The sequence below is a fragment of the Tenuibacillus multivorans genome, from assembly GCF_900103915.1.
Taxonomy (GTDB): domain Bacteria; phylum Bacillota; class Bacilli; order Bacillales; family Alkalibacillaceae; genus Tenuibacillus; species Tenuibacillus multivorans.
In genome coordinates this window covers 231,393-247,516 of the sequence record NZ_FNIG01000003.1, presented here as the reverse complement: position 1 = coordinate 247,516, position 16,124 = coordinate 231,393, and the positions used below count along the sequence as shown (strand labels likewise).

Annotated in this window: 15 protein-coding genes, 1 tRNA gene, 3 pseudogenes and 1 riboswitch; of the genes and pseudogenes, 11 read left to right on the top strand and 8 right to left on the bottom strand. The window is 34.2% G+C overall.

Annotated features, from left to right (window positions below; translation table 11 throughout):
- Positions 1–686 precede the first annotated feature (686 nt).
- From BLP77_RS06190 to BLP77_RS06175, 4 genes and pseudogenes are all read left to right on the top strand, one after another.
- Entirely contained in the window at positions 687–1,772 is a 1,086-nt protein-coding gene (locus tag BLP77_RS06190) for a hypothetical protein (protein ID WP_093856249.1), read from the top strand.
- Between the two features lie 143 nt (positions 1,773–1,915).
- Positions 1,916–2,479, top strand: a complete 564-nt coding sequence (locus BLP77_RS06185) for a hypothetical protein (RefSeq protein ID WP_093856248.1) — start codon at positions 1,916–1,918, stop codon at positions 2,477–2,479.
- A gap of 286 nt (positions 2,480–2,765) precedes the next feature.
- A pseudogene (locus BLP77_RS06180) lies at positions 2,766–4,000 on the top strand (IS256 family transposase).
- A 15-nt stretch (positions 4,001–4,015) separates the two neighbouring features.
- A complete protein-coding gene (locus BLP77_RS06175) occupies positions 4,016–4,246 on the top strand; it encodes a hypothetical protein (protein ID WP_093856247.1) in 231 nt (76 codons plus the stop codon).
- A gap of 220 nt (positions 4,247–4,466) precedes the next feature.
- On the opposite strand, the gene BLP77_RS06170 is transcribed toward BLP77_RS06175, so the two are convergent.
- Both BLP77_RS06170 and BLP77_RS06165 read right to left on the bottom strand, forming a co-directional pair.
- Positions 4,467–5,138 (bottom strand): hypothetical protein, encoded by a 672-nt coding sequence (locus BLP77_RS06170; RefSeq protein WP_093856246.1) that lies wholly within the window; start codon positions 5,136–5,138, stop codon positions 4,467–4,469.
- A 320-nt stretch (positions 5,139–5,458) separates the two neighbouring features.
- The gene (locus BLP77_RS06165) at positions 5,459–6,040 is read right to left on the bottom strand and encodes a hypothetical protein (protein ID WP_143001405.1); all 582 of its coding nucleotides are present in this window, start codon (positions 6,038–6,040) and stop codon (positions 5,459–5,461) included.
- A 1,179-nt stretch (positions 6,041–7,219) separates the two neighbouring features.
- Between BLP77_RS06165 and BLP77_RS06160 the strand changes: the two are divergent.
- Positions 7,220–8,314: pseudogene (locus tag BLP77_RS06160) on the top strand (ISL3 family transposase).
- A gap of 486 nt (positions 8,315–8,800) precedes the next feature.
- Here the strand turns inward: BLP77_RS06160 and BLP77_RS15795 are convergent.
- Positions 8,801–8,944, bottom strand: a complete 144-nt coding sequence (locus tag BLP77_RS15795; RefSeq protein ID WP_176752977.1) for a hypothetical protein — start codon at positions 8,942–8,944, stop codon at positions 8,801–8,803.
- Between the two features lie 177 nt (positions 8,945–9,121).
- On the opposite strand from BLP77_RS15795, the pseudogene BLP77_RS06155 reads away from it, so the two are divergent.
- Positions 9,122–9,646 (top strand): annotated as a pseudogene (locus BLP77_RS06155) (peptidoglycan recognition protein family protein); the annotation flags it as partial.
- Between the two features lie 15 nt (positions 9,647–9,661).
- Positions 9,662–9,841: an S-layer homology domain-containing protein gene (locus tag BLP77_RS16005; RefSeq protein WP_261753389.1), complete on the top strand. Its 180-nt coding sequence runs from the start codon at positions 9,662–9,664 to the stop codon at positions 9,839–9,841.
- Between the two features lie 118 nt (positions 9,842–9,959).
- On the opposite strand, the gene sda is transcribed toward BLP77_RS16005, so the two are convergent.
- Both sda and BLP77_RS06150 read right to left on the bottom strand, forming a co-directional pair.
- Entirely contained in the window at positions 9,960–10,106 is a 147-nt protein-coding gene (sda, locus tag BLP77_RS15605) for a sporulation histidine kinase inhibitor Sda (protein WP_143001404.1), read from the bottom strand.
- Positions 10,090–10,500 carry a response regulator gene (locus BLP77_RS06150; RefSeq protein WP_093856243.1) on the bottom strand — a complete coding sequence of 137 codons (411 nt, stop codon included), beginning with the start codon at positions 10,498–10,500 and terminating at the stop codon, positions 10,090–10,092. The genes sda and BLP77_RS06150 overlap by 17 nt, the downstream gene beginning before the upstream one ends.
- Before the next feature lie 99 nt (positions 10,501–10,599).
- A riboswitch (cyclic di-GMP riboswitch) is annotated at positions 10,600–10,688 on the bottom strand.
- A gap of 113 nt (positions 10,689–10,801) precedes the next feature.
- Between BLP77_RS06150 and BLP77_RS06145 the strand changes: the two genes are divergently transcribed.
- The gene (locus BLP77_RS06145; protein WP_093856242.1) at positions 10,802–11,077 is read left to right on the top strand and encodes a fructosamine kinase family protein; all 276 of its coding nucleotides are present in this window, start codon (positions 10,802–10,804) and stop codon (positions 11,075–11,077) included.
- A gap of 5 nt (positions 11,078–11,082) precedes the next feature.
- Positions 11,083–11,156, top strand: a tRNA-Arg gene (locus BLP77_RS06140).
- A 33-nt stretch (positions 11,157–11,189) separates the two neighbouring features.
- Here the strand turns inward: BLP77_RS06140 and BLP77_RS06135 are convergent.
- The 3 genes from BLP77_RS06135 to BLP77_RS06125 all read right to left on the bottom strand — a co-directional run bounded on the left by BLP77_RS06135 (position 11,190) and on the right by BLP77_RS06125 (position 13,164).
- Entirely contained in the window at positions 11,190–11,669 is a 480-nt protein-coding gene (locus BLP77_RS06135) for a DUF1189 family protein (RefSeq protein ID WP_093856241.1), read from the bottom strand.
- A gap of 18 nt (positions 11,670–11,687) precedes the next feature.
- Positions 11,688–11,933: a YuzB family protein gene (locus BLP77_RS06130; protein ID WP_093856240.1), complete on the bottom strand. Its 246-nt coding sequence runs from the start codon at positions 11,931–11,933 to the stop codon at positions 11,688–11,690.
- A gap of 532 nt (positions 11,934–12,465) precedes the next feature.
- Positions 12,466–13,164, bottom strand: a complete 699-nt coding sequence (locus BLP77_RS06125) for a YetF domain-containing protein (protein WP_093856239.1) — start codon at positions 13,162–13,164, stop codon at positions 12,466–12,468.
- 331 nt (positions 13,165–13,495) lie between these two features.
- On the opposite strand from BLP77_RS06125, the gene BLP77_RS06120 reads away from it, so the two are divergent.
- Entirely contained in the window at positions 13,496–14,482 is a 987-nt protein-coding gene (locus tag BLP77_RS06120; protein WP_093856238.1) for a tetratricopeptide repeat protein, read from the top strand.
- A gap of 138 nt (positions 14,483–14,620) precedes the next feature.
- Positions 14,621–15,907: a trigger factor gene (gene tig, locus BLP77_RS06115; protein WP_093856237.1), complete on the top strand. Its 1,287-nt coding sequence runs from the start codon at positions 14,621–14,623 to the stop codon at positions 15,905–15,907.
- Positions 15,908–16,124: the final 217 nt, after the last annotated feature.

Here is a 16,124-nt window from a genome sequence, read left to right as displayed (position 1 = left end):
ATGGTAAGACTAAAGTTGGTTTTCCGATCACATATCTCATCATAGAAGGAGGCGTGTCCCATGAAGGACGCTCCGCATCATAGGTCAAGAAAGCATAAAATCAGATGATGAACCTGTCAAGAAGAGAGTGTTCCGGTGTAGGAAAAATGGTAATCTAGACCCCGAGTACGTTAGCACCCAAAATGGTTAAGCATGCTCGAAAACTTTATCTAAAGTTTGGGAACTACACCTCGTGGTTTCCAACAATTTATACATCATTTTTAACGTAACTCGTATAATCCATCCCAAAAGTACCAACTTGTATTAATTTCCAGTGTTACATGCTTATTTAATGAACCCAAAAAACTGTAAAAAAAATAATAGATTCGATGTACTTTCGAGTAAGTTATGATCCCTAAGGATCAAATTTTCGAACTTTAGAGGAAAAACCAAAATATATAACAGCTACCACAGATTTAGGTGTATGTTATTTTTTATAAAATATTCCAATGTTTATATTATTTTAGATATTTGGAGATATTTGGAGATAATATCATCATAAGTTTTCAAAATTGTATGTAATTGGCTGAGAATGAGATTGTTAAATATTATAATTTATGGTTATTATATTGGAAAAAGGAGGTGAAAATTTCTATTATTAACATCACTACTTTGTAAACTTGAAATTTATAGGAGGTACGTTTATTATGAAAATTGGTCGTATAATCTTATTTGGGTTTTTGCTTGTAATGATAATAGCTCTCTCTTTAAACATCAGTGCTGAATCAAAAATTAATGTTAAAAAAGAAGGAATCAAGGCAAGCTCAACTATGAATTTTATTGATTCTGAAACTACGGTTTTAAAAGAAGGAGAAGCGGTTACTGGTAAGTTTAAAGCTGGTGAGTCTTTTATGGGTGAAATTACAACTGAAAACGAAGAAATTATCAAGTTGGTAGGCAAATTAGTTTCTTCTAATAATGGAGAAAAATATACTTATAAAGGGACTGTTAATTCTTCATCAAATAAGACCTTCAATGCAATGCTTTATCTAGATAAAACTACCGAAAAATTTGATGCAGTTATTAATATTGAAACTTACAAGTCATCAGAACATATTGAATTGAAGAATGGTGAAACTTATATATTTGATGGATCATCTCCAAAAGTGACAAAAAACACTAATTATGATGCAATGAATGATTATTATAATGAATTGAGAGATTTTAATGGATTTTATCAACGTACTGTTGTAGAAGGACCGTCGGAAATTGGAAAAGGCCAATCAGATTATCATTCTTTGAGAAGTACAACTAAAACTGATAAAGTAAATGAATATTGGGAAAATAAAGGATATATTGTGGATCATACTCTTGTAAGAGAATATGACTTAGAATTATCTACCTATGACGCTGCTGCATTTGATACAGTTAGCCCAGAAGATGATAATGAAGAAACATTCAATATTCCGTTTTATATTAAAGAATTAGGTATTATTTCAATACCAGTAACAACTGATGGAGTATCAATAGACGGCACAGGAACAGAAAATTTAAGTTATAGTTTTACTAATCTTTTTTATATTGACGATGGAAGCCCTTATGAAGAGACTGATAGAGGGTTTGGAGCAAGATATGAAGTTGATACTGCTAAAGCAGAGATTGATAGCAACTTAAGAATTCATGTTGAATCCGACTTATTATATCATTCTTATGCGTATGATGGCTATGATTGGGTTTATGCATACCATAATGGTGTTAATAATTTTTATTATGATGTGCCTGTAACAGATTAATATTATTGGGTGCTCTTTAGTAAATATTACTAAAGAGCACTTTATTTTTTAATGGTAGGGTTATAAAATTAATATACGTAAAGTAGAGGTTTATAGTAATTAATTTGATATCTTTTTACATAATGAATCAGAGGAGTGTAAACGTGAAAATTTTATTAAAAATAATTCTAATAATAGTAATATTACTAGGTATTGTATTTTTATATCAAACAAAAATAAATCAGGGAGACAATAATGAGGAGATAACTAAACAAGAACGTTTACTATATGATTTTTTGTTAAAATTTCATAATGATTTAGATAGCATTTCAGGCACTTTAGATTTATATAATAATGATTTTAATGAAACAGAAAATAGATTATTTTTTAATGCAATTGAAAAAGATATAAGTAGTTTAAATTCGAATGGAAAAAATATAAGTTATGTTTGGCCGATGGAAGAAAGACATTCACAGATATATGAAGATAAAATATGGAAAATTGAGAATTTATTAAATAAAATTATAAAAGGTAGTATAAATGACGAGTATATAATTTATAAAATTTCGACTATTATAAAAGATCATAATAATAAATTATATTCAATTTTTTATGGGGAAAAAGGATTGGGTATTATGGGTACAACCTCTGAGGAAGTACTATCCGAAATCACCCAGATAATTGATTCAATAAATAATGATATTAAACAAGAATTAGAAAGTTATTGACATTTTTAAATCTTAAACGGTAAAATAAGATTTTTACTGATTTGTAGAAACACCTTTAAATATTAGGTAGGAACTTGATTAAGCCGTATGAACATGGTTCGGCAACAGCCTTCTAAGCTGTGGGTCGCAGGTTCGAATCCTGCCTGGGACGCCATTTCACAAGATGTCCAATTTCTTGAGAGTGTAATCTAAACTGTGTAAGTAGAAGAGCGTACGGCTTCTACTTACCGGTTTAGATTTTTTTATTTACCTAGACTGATTATATTTGAAATTGGGAGGAATTCTAATGACGAAAATTAAGCGTGATCCGAAATCAGTCAACTTAGCTAATAAAATTATCGAAGAGTACCAACCGAAATCTGTAGAAGAGATGCAGAATGCTCTAAAAGACATTTTTGGACCAATGTTTGAAGCGATGTTAAAAGGTGAAATGAATTATCATCTTGGCTATGAATCGAATGATAAAGGTGAAAAAGAATCGCTAAATAGAAGAAATGGATTTGGTAAAAAAACGTTACACACGACCTCTGGAGAAGTGAAAATAGCTACCCCTCGTGATCGTGATGGATCATTTGATCCACAACTCATTCCTAAGCGTCAAAAAGACGTTTCGGCCATTGAAGATAAAGTGATTTCCATGTATGCCAAAGGCATGTCACAACGTGACATTTCATCTACTATTGAGGATATTTATGGTTTTTCAGTTTCCCATGATATGATTTCGGATATCACAGATACAGTAATTACGGAATTAGAGGAGTGGCAATCTCGTCCGTTAAGTAACTGCTATCCCTTCCTTTTTGTTGACTGTATGTTTACAACTATTCGGAATAACTATGAAACTAAGAAGTATACCATATACACCATTCTAGGTTATAACATGGAAGGAAAAAAGAGATTCTTGGCTTGTGGTTAAATGAAACAGAAAGTAAGCACAAATGGATGCAAATTTTTGATGAGATTAAGGCAAGAGGCGTCGAGGACATTTTCTTCATTTCCATGGATGGTGTCAGTGGATTAGAGGAAGGTGCTCGTGCGATTTACCCAAATGTCACTGCTCAGCGATGTATTGTCCATTTGATTCGTAATTCGATCAAATATGTGCCAAGTAAGGACTATAAGGCTTTTACAGCCTCACTGAAAAAAGTGTATGGTGCCCAAAACCTTAAGGCATGTCAAAGCGCATTTGAGACATTTAAACAAACATGGTCGGCATACCCTGGCGCCATTAATGTGTGGACGAAGCATTTTCATCACGTTGAACAGTTATTTGATTATGGTAGTGCTATACGTAAGATCATGTATACCACGAATGCGGTTGAAGCCATTCATTCCAGCTTTAGAAAAGTAACACAAAAAGGAGCATTTCCTGACGAGACAGCTCTTTTAAAAGTATTATTTTTACGCGTAAAGGAATTAGAAGCTAAATGGGACGGAGGCTTTATTCAAAATTGGTCCTTAGTCCGGAATCAGCTACTTGTACATGAAGGGTTTGAAGATAAAGTACTTAAGTATAGCTAGCGATTAGAAAGGTGTATGGCCTCAATAGAACTCGTATCACGAACGCCACCATTGACCTTCGCTTTTGTCCGTGTTGTGGTATTCATGCAGGTAAGCCAAAAAATAAAGCCTGAAGGGTTCCCTGCAACAAATGATAACACGGACAAATCGATTCTAAGTATTCGGACGGTGGGGACCACACCGTCCGAATACTTAGAATCGGGCGCTATGGTCAATGGCAAGCAGCAAAGCTGTGGCTGGCTTTAGCATCGAGTCAGGAGTTCTTATCCTAATATACAATTGACTGCTATAAATACGGAGAAGTTCATCTAAACGTTACTACTTACACACTTTATTTGACAAACCCTTGGCTACTCTATCTCTATTCCAATTCGGTTTTTTGTGTGTCCCAGAAACGACGTTAATGTCCCTAAAAAAATGACACCACTTTCTCTTTTCGTAAGTAATATGCTTTTTTTCTAAGTAATTAACTAAAAATATCAACTCCTAAAATATCTCTATTATATAAATTAACAGTTATATGAATCTTAGAAGCATAGGTACTCAAACTTCTTAGAGAAGGTGATTCGATTAAATCACTTTTTAATTTCCAACCTACAGGCTGCATACGTATGACTCCTTCACTTGCAAAAAATGTTTGTTTCAAGAATTGGTATAAACTTTCAGTGCCAGCTATCTTTAAAGGTTTCAGCTGACTTATATCTATAGAATATTCTCTGATATCTGCATTTTTAAAGTACTTTTCATCGAATTGAATTATAGAATTACTTTTAACCATATCTGGTACAATAGAATATAATTTTCCTGAAGTTTCATAATACCTAAAAAGAGTTAGAGTTTTAGGTTTTAAACCAATCAAGTTATATCGATAAGTTTTATTCCCTATGCTCTCTTTCATGATCTTTTTATAGTGAGGTGCTAATTGTTCTAAGACTAAGCTTTCAGCTTCTCTACTGGGTGTTGGAATAGAGACATAAACTTCGGTTTGAAGAACGTAAGAAGAATATGAAAAAAATTGGCATGCTGGAGTTAGTATTTCTCTATAATCTCTAGCTGTTATCCTTTCAATACTAACTTCTGCGATAAGGTCCTCATTATTTTCATAGTGTTTCTTCACTGGAATAAGCCATGGATACATGATAATCACCCTTTTTTGGTATATAATCCCTAACGTTGCATTTGACTTGTCCCGGTGAAATTCAGTGTTAATTATTGTTGCCGGGAAATCGATTTATTTTTAGTGAAAAACGTGGTAATCAACTATTTTTATAATTGTCATTAATCGCAGAAGTCCATATGCATATTTACCAAACGGACGGTGTCGCCATTGGTAAGGTTTTTCCTTTTTTTAGATTAACTAAATATTCAATCCGTATATATACAACGTAAATAGGAATATAATAAAAATAAAATTGGATGTGGGGATAAGTAAGATTCTTATATTAAAAGCTATTTAATTTAAGGAACATCAATATATTTTGAGTAACTGTGGAGTTGATAGACTGCATACCTTCCTGTAACAGATCCGTTTAAATGCATTCTCCACTCACCACTTATAGCATTTTTTACCTCTCCTTGATCACTAACAGATCTAGTAGCAAGTGGATTGGGATAGTTGAATTGATCCTCATGTATCCAATATCCATTACTATAATAATCCAGTTTCTGATTAACGTATGTAATATAATCAGAATAAAGTATTGACGTCCAATCGCAGACTAAATCATTTGAGTCCAAATTACAAGTTAAAGTAGCGTGCCCACTTGGTAAATCCTCAATTTCAGAATCCTCACTTTTAATTAATTCATTACGTAATTCATTACGTAATTCATCTGTGCCCTTTAAAACCAATTCTTTGTTGTTTTCAATAAATTCTTTTGATTCAATATTATTTGGAATATTCTCATCTTCCGGATATATTAGGTAGACTTCACTGTAAACTATTTCCTCATTCTCATCCTGAACTAAATCTGATTGTGCATTTGCTTGATTATGATGAATATTAAAAAATAAGGAACCAAATAACATTACTGTAAACATGAATTTTAACTTATTAATAGTATCGCATCCATTCATAATTTAATTATAAACAACCATTTTCTTCCTCATCCCCACATATATTAGTTTAATATAGTTAATAAAATAATTGAAGCAATAATTAGAATTTTCTATATTTTATGATCGTTTGGAATTAAAAGATGAAATCGATCCTAACATAAGAGACGTGGTAGGAGAATATAAGACTAGAGTTTAATAGATTTGATGTCGTGTATATGGTTTTGTCAAAAATCCCTATAGATATTGTTCGGATATATTAATATTTATAGAATGTAATTTTAATGTATATTACCAACGAAAAGAGACATGTTTGCCATGTTTTAGGGACAGTAATGCCATTAGAGGGACACGCCCTTAAAAACGGTTTGAAATGAAGATACAGTTGCCATATTGTCGCTTTACTTGGAGCCTCTGCGGTTATAATTCTCTAGCCAAGCAGCCAGCTTTTATTAACCTTGGCATAGCCAGCCAAGGCTATCACACTCGCCACTCCAAATAAAGTGCACTTCTCTCTAGTTTATTTAGTCTACGTTATTTCGCTTCTAGTTTATAAGTATATAAATGGAAATACTTAGGTGTATCATTAGGTGTCACAGGTGTCCCTATTTCATGTCCTAAGTGTACCTGAAATCTGACAAGATTGTACTTTTTGTATGGCAATATTCATTTAATGATGTGCTCTTTATTTTTAGTTAAAATTCATTGTTTTCAACGTACTTCGAATCTAAATTACTCAAAAAATAAACTCATTATTTAATTATTTTCACTCAATTTCTTTAGTTTTTTATATCGAATTAAGAAGAAATTCAAGATGTTGACGAATATATACACAATTTAGGTGAAATTGGAAGTAAGGTAACAGAAGAAACAATTACGATGGAGTTAGCAATAGTGAAGTTCTCTAAAGATAACGATGTTATTAAAGTAAGTCTAACAGATGTTGATTAGATTTTTTTATGCTTCTTCGCCGATTAAAATGATTTAACTTGGCAATACTGGAAACTACCAAATTAAATTGATAGGTGGTTTTCATATGTTAGTAGAAATTAAGGATCTAAAAATGTATTTCACATTCCAGAGCCATGGTACATTAGTCGATACCTTTTTGATGAAAATAAAAAGCAACTAGATGTTTATTTGAAAGTTCGTAAAGAAGCTACGATGACTTGTTCTAACTGCGGTAGAAAAAACCAGCGGATCTTTGATATTGCTGATTATGATCGACAGTGGAGACATTTAAACTTTTTAGAGTATCCTTGTTACATTCACGCTGAACACCCAAGAACGGAATGTAAGAAGTGCAGAAAAAAACATCGAGTTGATATTCCTTGGGCTATTAAGCCCCGAGCGGGCTTCACGAAGTTATTTGATGCATGGATTATGATGTTAGTCAAGGATATGCCCATGAGCGCGGTAAGTCGTTTAGTAAATGAACACGACACACGCTTATGGCGAATTCTTCACTATTACGTTGATAATGCTATTGCTACCCAAGATTTATCCCATGTTACTCATATAAACACAGATGAAACATCGTCCAAACGTGGACACAATTATATTACCATTTTTGTTGACTCGGATAAAAAGAATGTTATTCACGTAACCAAAGGAAAAGATGCAAGTGTTTGGGAGACATGTAAAGAGCGCCTTGAGGCGCAAGGTGGGAAGGCAGACCGTATAACCGAAGTCTGTATGGACATGTCTCCCGCTTTTATCAAAGGGGCTTCAGAGCACTTTCCTGAGGCTTCCATTACATTCGATAAGTTCCACGTGATTCAAGAGGCTAACAAAGCTGTCGATGCCGTACGGCGCAATGAAAGAAAAAGCTGTGCGGAGTTAAAAAATACTCGATATGTCTGGCTTAAAAATGAAGAAAATCTAACAAAGAATCAAAAAGCTATGCTTGATAAACTAAAAGATACTGAACTGGATACGACAAAAGCTTATCGCATGCGTCTATGTCTTCAAGAGATTTACCAGTATCCTGCTCAAATCGCACCAATGGTGCTGGAGGATTGGATTCAATAGGGGTTACGTTGTCGGTTAGAACCCATGGTTGAATTAGCCAAAACATTACGTCGACATTATAATGGTGTCGTTCAATGGTTTCAATCTAGACTTAACAATGGCATCCTAGAAGGCATCAATAGTTTGTTTCAAGCTACCAAAAGGAAAGCCCGTGACTATCGATCCGACAAAAATATTGTGGCGATGGTTTACTTACTTGCTGGTAAACTGGATTTTTCAACATCATAAAAAAAGAACAGGTATCAGTATGGAGTCATGTATCGCTCGCAACAGAACCCGTTCCCTTGCCCACTTTTAGTTTATCCACTCTTTCAAGAATCATACATTTATCAGGGCGGGGAATGAAGAGCATGTATCAGGTGGTGATTATGGAGTGAAGCAATCGAACCTGTTCCCTTGCCCGGTTTTCATAGATTTACTGGAAACTACTATACCATTTTTAGACCAATTTCATTATTTTTAGCGAAGAGCCAAAAAAAGCTACCTCTCATATCTTATTTCTATCTCTAGGATTACTTAGAAACTATCTTTTCAACAACTGTACTTCTTTGATTTTAATGGCTTGATATGTATCCATTATCCTCAAAGTACGTCCATATTTATTCGTCCATTTTATTAAATGATATGAGGGTAGCATAGTATATTAATACACCTATTTGGTATCGTAAGTCAAATGTTGTTGTCTGAATTTTTGTATAGTACAATGATTATTAATTAAGAATTGCCCTGTTGACCTGTTTTACTACTTGTTTTTGATTGTTGATTAATTTGTGATAGTACTAAGCTGTTAAAAACAGCAGTAGCTAAAAGAATTAGAATAGAAAAGACCAATAACACAACAAAGTATGCATCACGCAAGTCGACCACCTCCTATTGTTTACAATAGTTTTTGAAAGTGTGTTCATTTTTATTCTAATACGAGCATAAATCAAAATAAGACGAAATTATTTTGACCATAAAACTAGGTATTGGTTGTGACGAAAGGTAGTAATTTTAATAGAGTATTGGTGAAGGCCCTATAAAGGAGGGATACTTGTGCCTGTCAATAATAAATATACGATTCAAAGACGTTATATTAGAAGAGGTAATGCACGCTCAGGACAAAAGCTAGTTACGTCCATCCCTCAATTCATCGTAGCGCATGAGACAGCTAACAACAATGCGGATGCGGATGATCACTTCAACTATTTTAATAACCAACAACCCTCAGCATCAGCCCACACATTTATTGATGATAGTAAAATCTTAGAGATTATTCCATTGGATGAAAAAGCATGGCATGTTCAGTATCAAGTAACACGAGATAATGAAATGTTTGGTGAGGATGCTAACGATGCGGCTATAGGTGTAGAATTGTGTCGCCCAGGAAGTTTTAGTCAGGCTTATGATCGTTATGTATGGTATTTTGCTTATCTTTGTCGGAATTATAATTTAAGACCTAGTGATCACATTGTCGCTCATAGTTATTTGGACCCATCTCGTAGAAGTGATCCTCAAAGTTGGTTACAGCCAAATGGGGTTAGCTGGAGTGAATTTTTAAATGATGTTCAATACTATTATGATAGGTGGGATGTTATGGGTAGTGTATACAAAGACGTCCCAGACAATCATTGGGCCATCGATTCAATTGAACAAATGAAGGAATTAGGAATAATGAGTGGTTATCCTGATGGTACTTTTGGTCTGGGTGAAGCCGTAACACGTGAAGAAATTGCCGTGATTGCTGATCGGTTATATCGCCAATTGAGTTCTTAGTCATATGATTAAAATAAGCCTCATTTCGCATATTAAGCCACCCCCCCGAAATAATTTAGACCAAAAAATCTAACTCTTTGGGGTCAACTTATATGGAATGAGGCTTTCTTTTTGTTGATTAACTAATTGATAATCTAATGGTGTTCGGTGAGATTCCTCTTAGGCGTAACTCGTCTTCTAATTGTAAAATAAATAGCTTTTCAAGGTTTAACTCAATTGCTTTTACATAGGTGTCGATTACTTGAACGTTAGTCAAGCGGTACATAAGAAACCAACCCCTCTACATGATTACTCGCTTTCTTGTTTTCAAAAGACTTGTTAATAATTTTCATGAGGTTGTGAAAGTATGGTTTAACTATAAAATCAGTTGCACCTAAGTCAATGGCTTTAAGAATAAGGTCTTTTGATCCTATTGCTGAACACATGATAATATTAGCATTTGGGTCGGATTTGATAATTCTTGTTAAAGCAGTAATTCCATCGATTTTATCCATCGTTATGTCTAAAATCACTAAGTTAGGTTGATATTGTTTATAATAAAGAATGGCTTCTAGTCCGTTATTTGCTTCAGCTATGACTTGAAAATCATGTTGTTCAATTTTATTTTTGAGCCATGTCCTCATAAACTTTGAATCGTCTGCGATTAGTACATTGTTCATACCATCAACCTCTTAGTATTAAAATACCCTATACGCCTATATATAAACAAAAAAGGTCAGTCTCACCGAATATTGAGACCAACCTTTATTAATCTCATCTTCGGTAACCCGGCGATCTTAGTCTATTATAGGACCGTAGACCCGTGGCTTTGCGTCCCTATCTTTCGATAAGTTTGCCATTATCGGATGTGAACTAATCTTATTGTTATAGTGCTATTTTACTACAAAATTCTACAAAGTCAATTTTATAATCCAAAAATAATGATAATCTTATAGTAAATATACTTTTAGGAATATGAATATGGAATCACTGGTTAAACAAGCTTTATTTGCTGCGAATGATCATACTGAATTGAAACAGATTCGACCTGTAAGTGGTGGTTCGATTAACCAAAGCTATTATATAGAAACGAGTCAGAATCGTTATTTTCTAAAAAGTCATGTCAATGATCCATGTTACTTTCTTCACTTTGAAGCGGTATGTGGGGAAGTAGTGTATAGAGGTGGCAAAGAGATTAGTCAAGATGGGTTGAATCATTTTAAAAAAACTGATTTAATAATAACGTGTTCAACCTAGATTGTGTCCCAGTAGCTCAGTTGGATAGAGCAACAGCCTCCTAAGCTGTGGGTCGGGAGTTCGAATCTCTTCTGGGACGCTACAAGAATAGACCTGCCCAACTGGGACAGGTCTATTTATTTTGTCTTGGATAGACGGTAATCATTTTATAAAAGAAATAGATAAATAATAATATAGGTAAGATGAATAGAAAAAAGTTTTCTATATTAAATACGTTAATGACGAAGTAAATCATAATTGGGATGGTCAGTGCAAAAGCTGTCATTTTCCATAATTGATGGTAAGCCAATCTTCTTTTTAAAGCACTTCTCATCCCGTAAGCCACGACTGCCAAAAGTGAAACGGTTAAAATGGTGATAAAAAGGGATAACGCAGGATATAGAAATCCAACTTGTATATAAACAACATCTGGTATACTTCCACTTTTCTCTTTAACATTCAAAACAAAATCGATCGCATATGGAAGAAATAGTAAGAAGAAAAGAATATTAATATACACTAGCGTATCACGCATGTTCATCCGATTTAATCGAAAGAGTGCTTGTTTCTTTGGTAATTGTAAACTATTTTTAAATATAGTAATGATATTCACGGTTCCTGTCCTCCGAAATTAGAAAAATACCGCTAGCTCTTCTTCGATTAAGGCTTTAATTTTTTCAACAGCTTCTTCGGTGTTTTTGCCAAAAACGCGTTTTCCGTTAACAAGTGCATATGGTCTTACTGCACATAAACCGCAGAAGGAGAGGCAGCTATTCTCAATCACTGCTACTTCTGGGTATTCTTTTTCTAATAATTCTTCCAGATTAATTTGACTGATCAAGTTCCCATCACAAATTTCAACAACGACAAGTCCCATAGCTGCTTCCCTCCTTATATTCTAGGCTGTTTCGTATTCAATGTTGCATTTACACCACCACAGTTGAAATACACTTCGCTTTCACCCTAAACGGCACAAGTGTGACACTCCTGCTCACTTTGGTTCGAATTCGTATTGTCTTCTTTGCCGCGGACAACGCTTCAGCCTCCTCGTGAGCAGAGTTCGCTCACTGCGGGGTCTTCAGCTGATGCTATTTCCGCGAAGAACTGGACGTTCAAGTGTCGGCGTTGGCCACAAATGCTACTTGCGTTACATCCTTGCGTAAGTTTGCGCCGAGTAACCGCAGGCGCAGGACGTGGCCGTATTTAGCCGACCAGGAGTCTCCGTGTATTTCAACTGCAATATAGAACTTCGTGTATCAAATTAACTTCTTAAAAACAATCATTTTCAAAATAGCTATTCTATTATCAAGTATAAAAAACAGTCGTGTCCGATTACAACTAAACCGAACCACAACTGATTTATTTTAATAGAAAAATTATTTTTTATCAACAGTTAATACAAGGTAATATTAACCATTTAGTTCCTGGCTTTTTTGATCAATGTATAAGGTACCATCTTGTTGCATTTCACCATAGAAAACTTCAGATAAATTTTGAATACCCTGTTGTTTTAATTGCCCTGTTAACCATTCGACATCAAGATTTAACTTTTTTAAGTTTTGGTGAATGATTTTACCATCTGATATGACTGAGGTCGCAAGCGGATAAGGATATGTCGGTATAGGTGCATTGACATCCGATTTTGTTGCTGGTCTTTGTTCTTCTTTTTTCATCACGGATAATTTGCCGTCCACTTCCAAAATAGCATGATCAACATCTTTCATGGAATGAACACTATTTTGTCTTAGAAGGGCGTTTAACGTATCTATATCAAGACGCGACTTCCGTAATTCACTTTCCATTATCTTCCCGTTTTTAATTAAGACACTTGGTTGGCCAGATATGGCTGTCCTTGCTCCTTTTGACTTTATATCGATTAAATCAAAAATTATGGTGATGATGGTCCATCCAACTAATGCAATAAGCCCATTTCGGATACTGAGGTTTGAATTGATGGCGAGGCTTGCGCCGATACTACCTATAGAAATCGCCGAGATAAAATTAAAAAAGGTAAGCTGACCGACTTCTTTACGCCCCATCATTCTTGCCAGAATAAGTAAGGTTATAAATGTAATGATGATTCTTAAAATGACTTCTTGAATAGACATTTTATTTCCGCCCCTTCTTTTTCGTATGGTACTTAATTTTTCCTTGTTTATAGAAAATCATGAATGGATTAGGCTAATTAAAATAAAAAGATTGGGAAAAACTAATATAGATAGAAAAGAAAGAAGATCTTAACATTTTTTATAGCTAGGAAAAAATACCATTTTTGACCTATTATTAATGCTTAATTTCATGTATGATGTTATTAGGTGTAGCAAATAATCATTTAGTATTAGGGGGGATAAAATTTTTTAATTGATGTTTTTTATAGACTTTTTATGGGTACAGTAAGTTTACAGTTAAATATTTATTTAAGACGGGATGGTTTTAGAAATGGATTATGAACATCATGATGTCGTCATGTTCCCGGGCTGGAGAAAGGAATTAGAGGCTAAAAGTTTTGATGCTGTTAAACATAAGAATTATGAAGAAGCGTTAATACATATTGAGCAGTTAGAGAGTTTTAATGAGGCATCAAACGATATTTTAACGGCCAAAGTGATATGTTTTATCGAGTTAAGTCGATATGATGAAGCCATTATGCTCTGTCGAAAACTGATGCGAGAAGACGACGATCATTATTTTAAGTATTTACATATTTATTTGTCGATTCTATTTCAAACAAGTCAATACTCAGAAGTTGTTGATTTGTTAGATGAGATTAAAGAAACATCTTCACTACCCGTGGAATATGAAGAATCATTTGAACAACTATACGACATGAGTAAGCAATTTCTGGAGAATGCCACCGATCAAGAATCAGAAGAACATATGAATCATTTTTTGGACTCATTGGAAAATGGGAACTTTCAGGAACAATGGAAGCTTCTATCCTATCACCGTAAATTTCCAATCCAGCCGTATTTAGATCAATTAATCCCTTACTTAAGTGATACACACCTTAATCCTGTTATTAAAACAGGCATTTTACAGTGGTGCATGGATGAGGACATTGATCAAGGAATTGAAGTTGAGAAGTTTGATGAAACAGACTGGTTTACGCCATCTAAATTACCTGATGTGCTTGATACTCGTTTTGCTCAAGATGTTTTAAGTGAACTAGAAGAGGTTGAACAGGATGACCCAACACTTTTTCAGTTTACAAAGCAAGTCTTATATCGTTTCCTATATATAAAGTTTCCTTTTACACCACCTGAAAGCTTAACACATACCGTGGCTGATGCTGTTATAGCACTGGCTAAAAGTTATTTACAATTAGATCAAACTGATTGGTCGTCTTACATACCGGAAGAATTAGCGACATGGATGAAAGAAATCGAACGTTTAGAAAAGGTCTATTTTTCACAGATTGAAGATTGATGATTTCATTGAATTAGGTTATTGAATGGCTAAATTTCTATGTTATAATATAATGGTTGCATTATGCATAGACAGTGATGGACTGTGTTCGCGATCTATTAATTGACGTAATAAATAGTTTTTGGAGGGAAGATTTTTATGTCAGCAAAATGGGAAAAGAAAGAAGGTAATGAAGGCGTCTTAACGTTTGAAGTTGATACTGACAAATTTGATCAGGCGTTAGACCAGGCTTTCAAAAAAGTTGTTAAACAAGTTCAAGTACCAGGTTTCCGTAAAGGTAAGGTACCTCGAAATATTTTTGAAAAACGTTTCGGCGTAGAATCCCTATATCAGGATGCCGTTGATATTGTTTTGCCGGATGCGTATATGAATGCTATTGAAGAAGCGGATATTACACCTATTGACCGTCCGGATATTGATATTGAACAAATTGAAAAAGGAAAACCGTTAATTTTTATAGCCAATGTAACGGTTAAGCCAGAAGTTGAACTTGGTGATTACAAAGGACTAGAAGTAGAAGAAAAAGATACAACTGTTAAGGATGAAGATGTTGAAGAAGAATTAAAATCTCTTCAAGAAAAACATGCTGAGCTTGTTGTAAAAGAAGAAGGCGAAGTTGAAAATGGTGACACAGTGGTCATCGACTTTGAAGGCTTCTTAGATGGTGAAGCATTTGAGGGCGGTTCAGCTGAAAACCATTCATTAGAAGTTGGCTCTGGTTCATTTATTCCAGGATTTGAAGAGCAGTTAATTGGTCATTCTGCTGGAGAAGAATTTGATGTAGAAGTTACATTCCCAGAGGATTACCAAGCTGAGGATTTAGCTGGTAAGGAAGCCACTTTTAAAGTGAAAATTCATGATATTAAGACAAAAGAACTACCTGACTTAGATGATGAGTTTGCTAAAGATGTGGATGAAAACGTTGAAAGTCTTGATGAGTTAAGACAAAAAACAAGAGAGCGTCTAGAAGAAGAGAAGAAAAATGACGCTGATGTAGAAAAACGTGAATCACTTGTAAATCAAGCAGCAGATAATGCTGAAATGGATATTCCTCAAGCGATGGTTGATACTGAGCTTGACCGCATGATGCAAGAGTTCGAACAGCGTCTGCAAATGCAAGGTATGACGCTTGATATGTACTTCCAATTCTCTGGTCATGACGAACAAGCGCTTAAGGAACAAATGAAAGAAGATGCGGAAAAACGCGTTCGTACAAACTTAACATTAGAAGCTATTTCTGATAAAGAAGACCTTGAGGTGACAGAAGAAGATGTCCAAAAAGAACTTGAAGATATGGCTTCAATGTATAACACCGATATCGATAATTTAACTAAAATGCTTGGTGGCAATACCGATATGCTAAAAGATGATCTAAAAATGAAAAAAGCCATCGACTTCCTCGTAAATCAAAGTAAAACTGTATAATGTTAGGGTAAGAAGGCACGTTTTAAATACGTGCCTTTTACATACATTTTTAATCATCAATCCCTTCCTTACATAAAATTCATTGACATATTAGGTGTAACTTTTATGTTTCTTTGCATAAGATGTTTATAAGTTTTTCTTTTGACTATTTAATATTTCAAGTACATAATGAGAATTACGATATTATTTTCAACACAGAATAAGGAAACATTGTTAA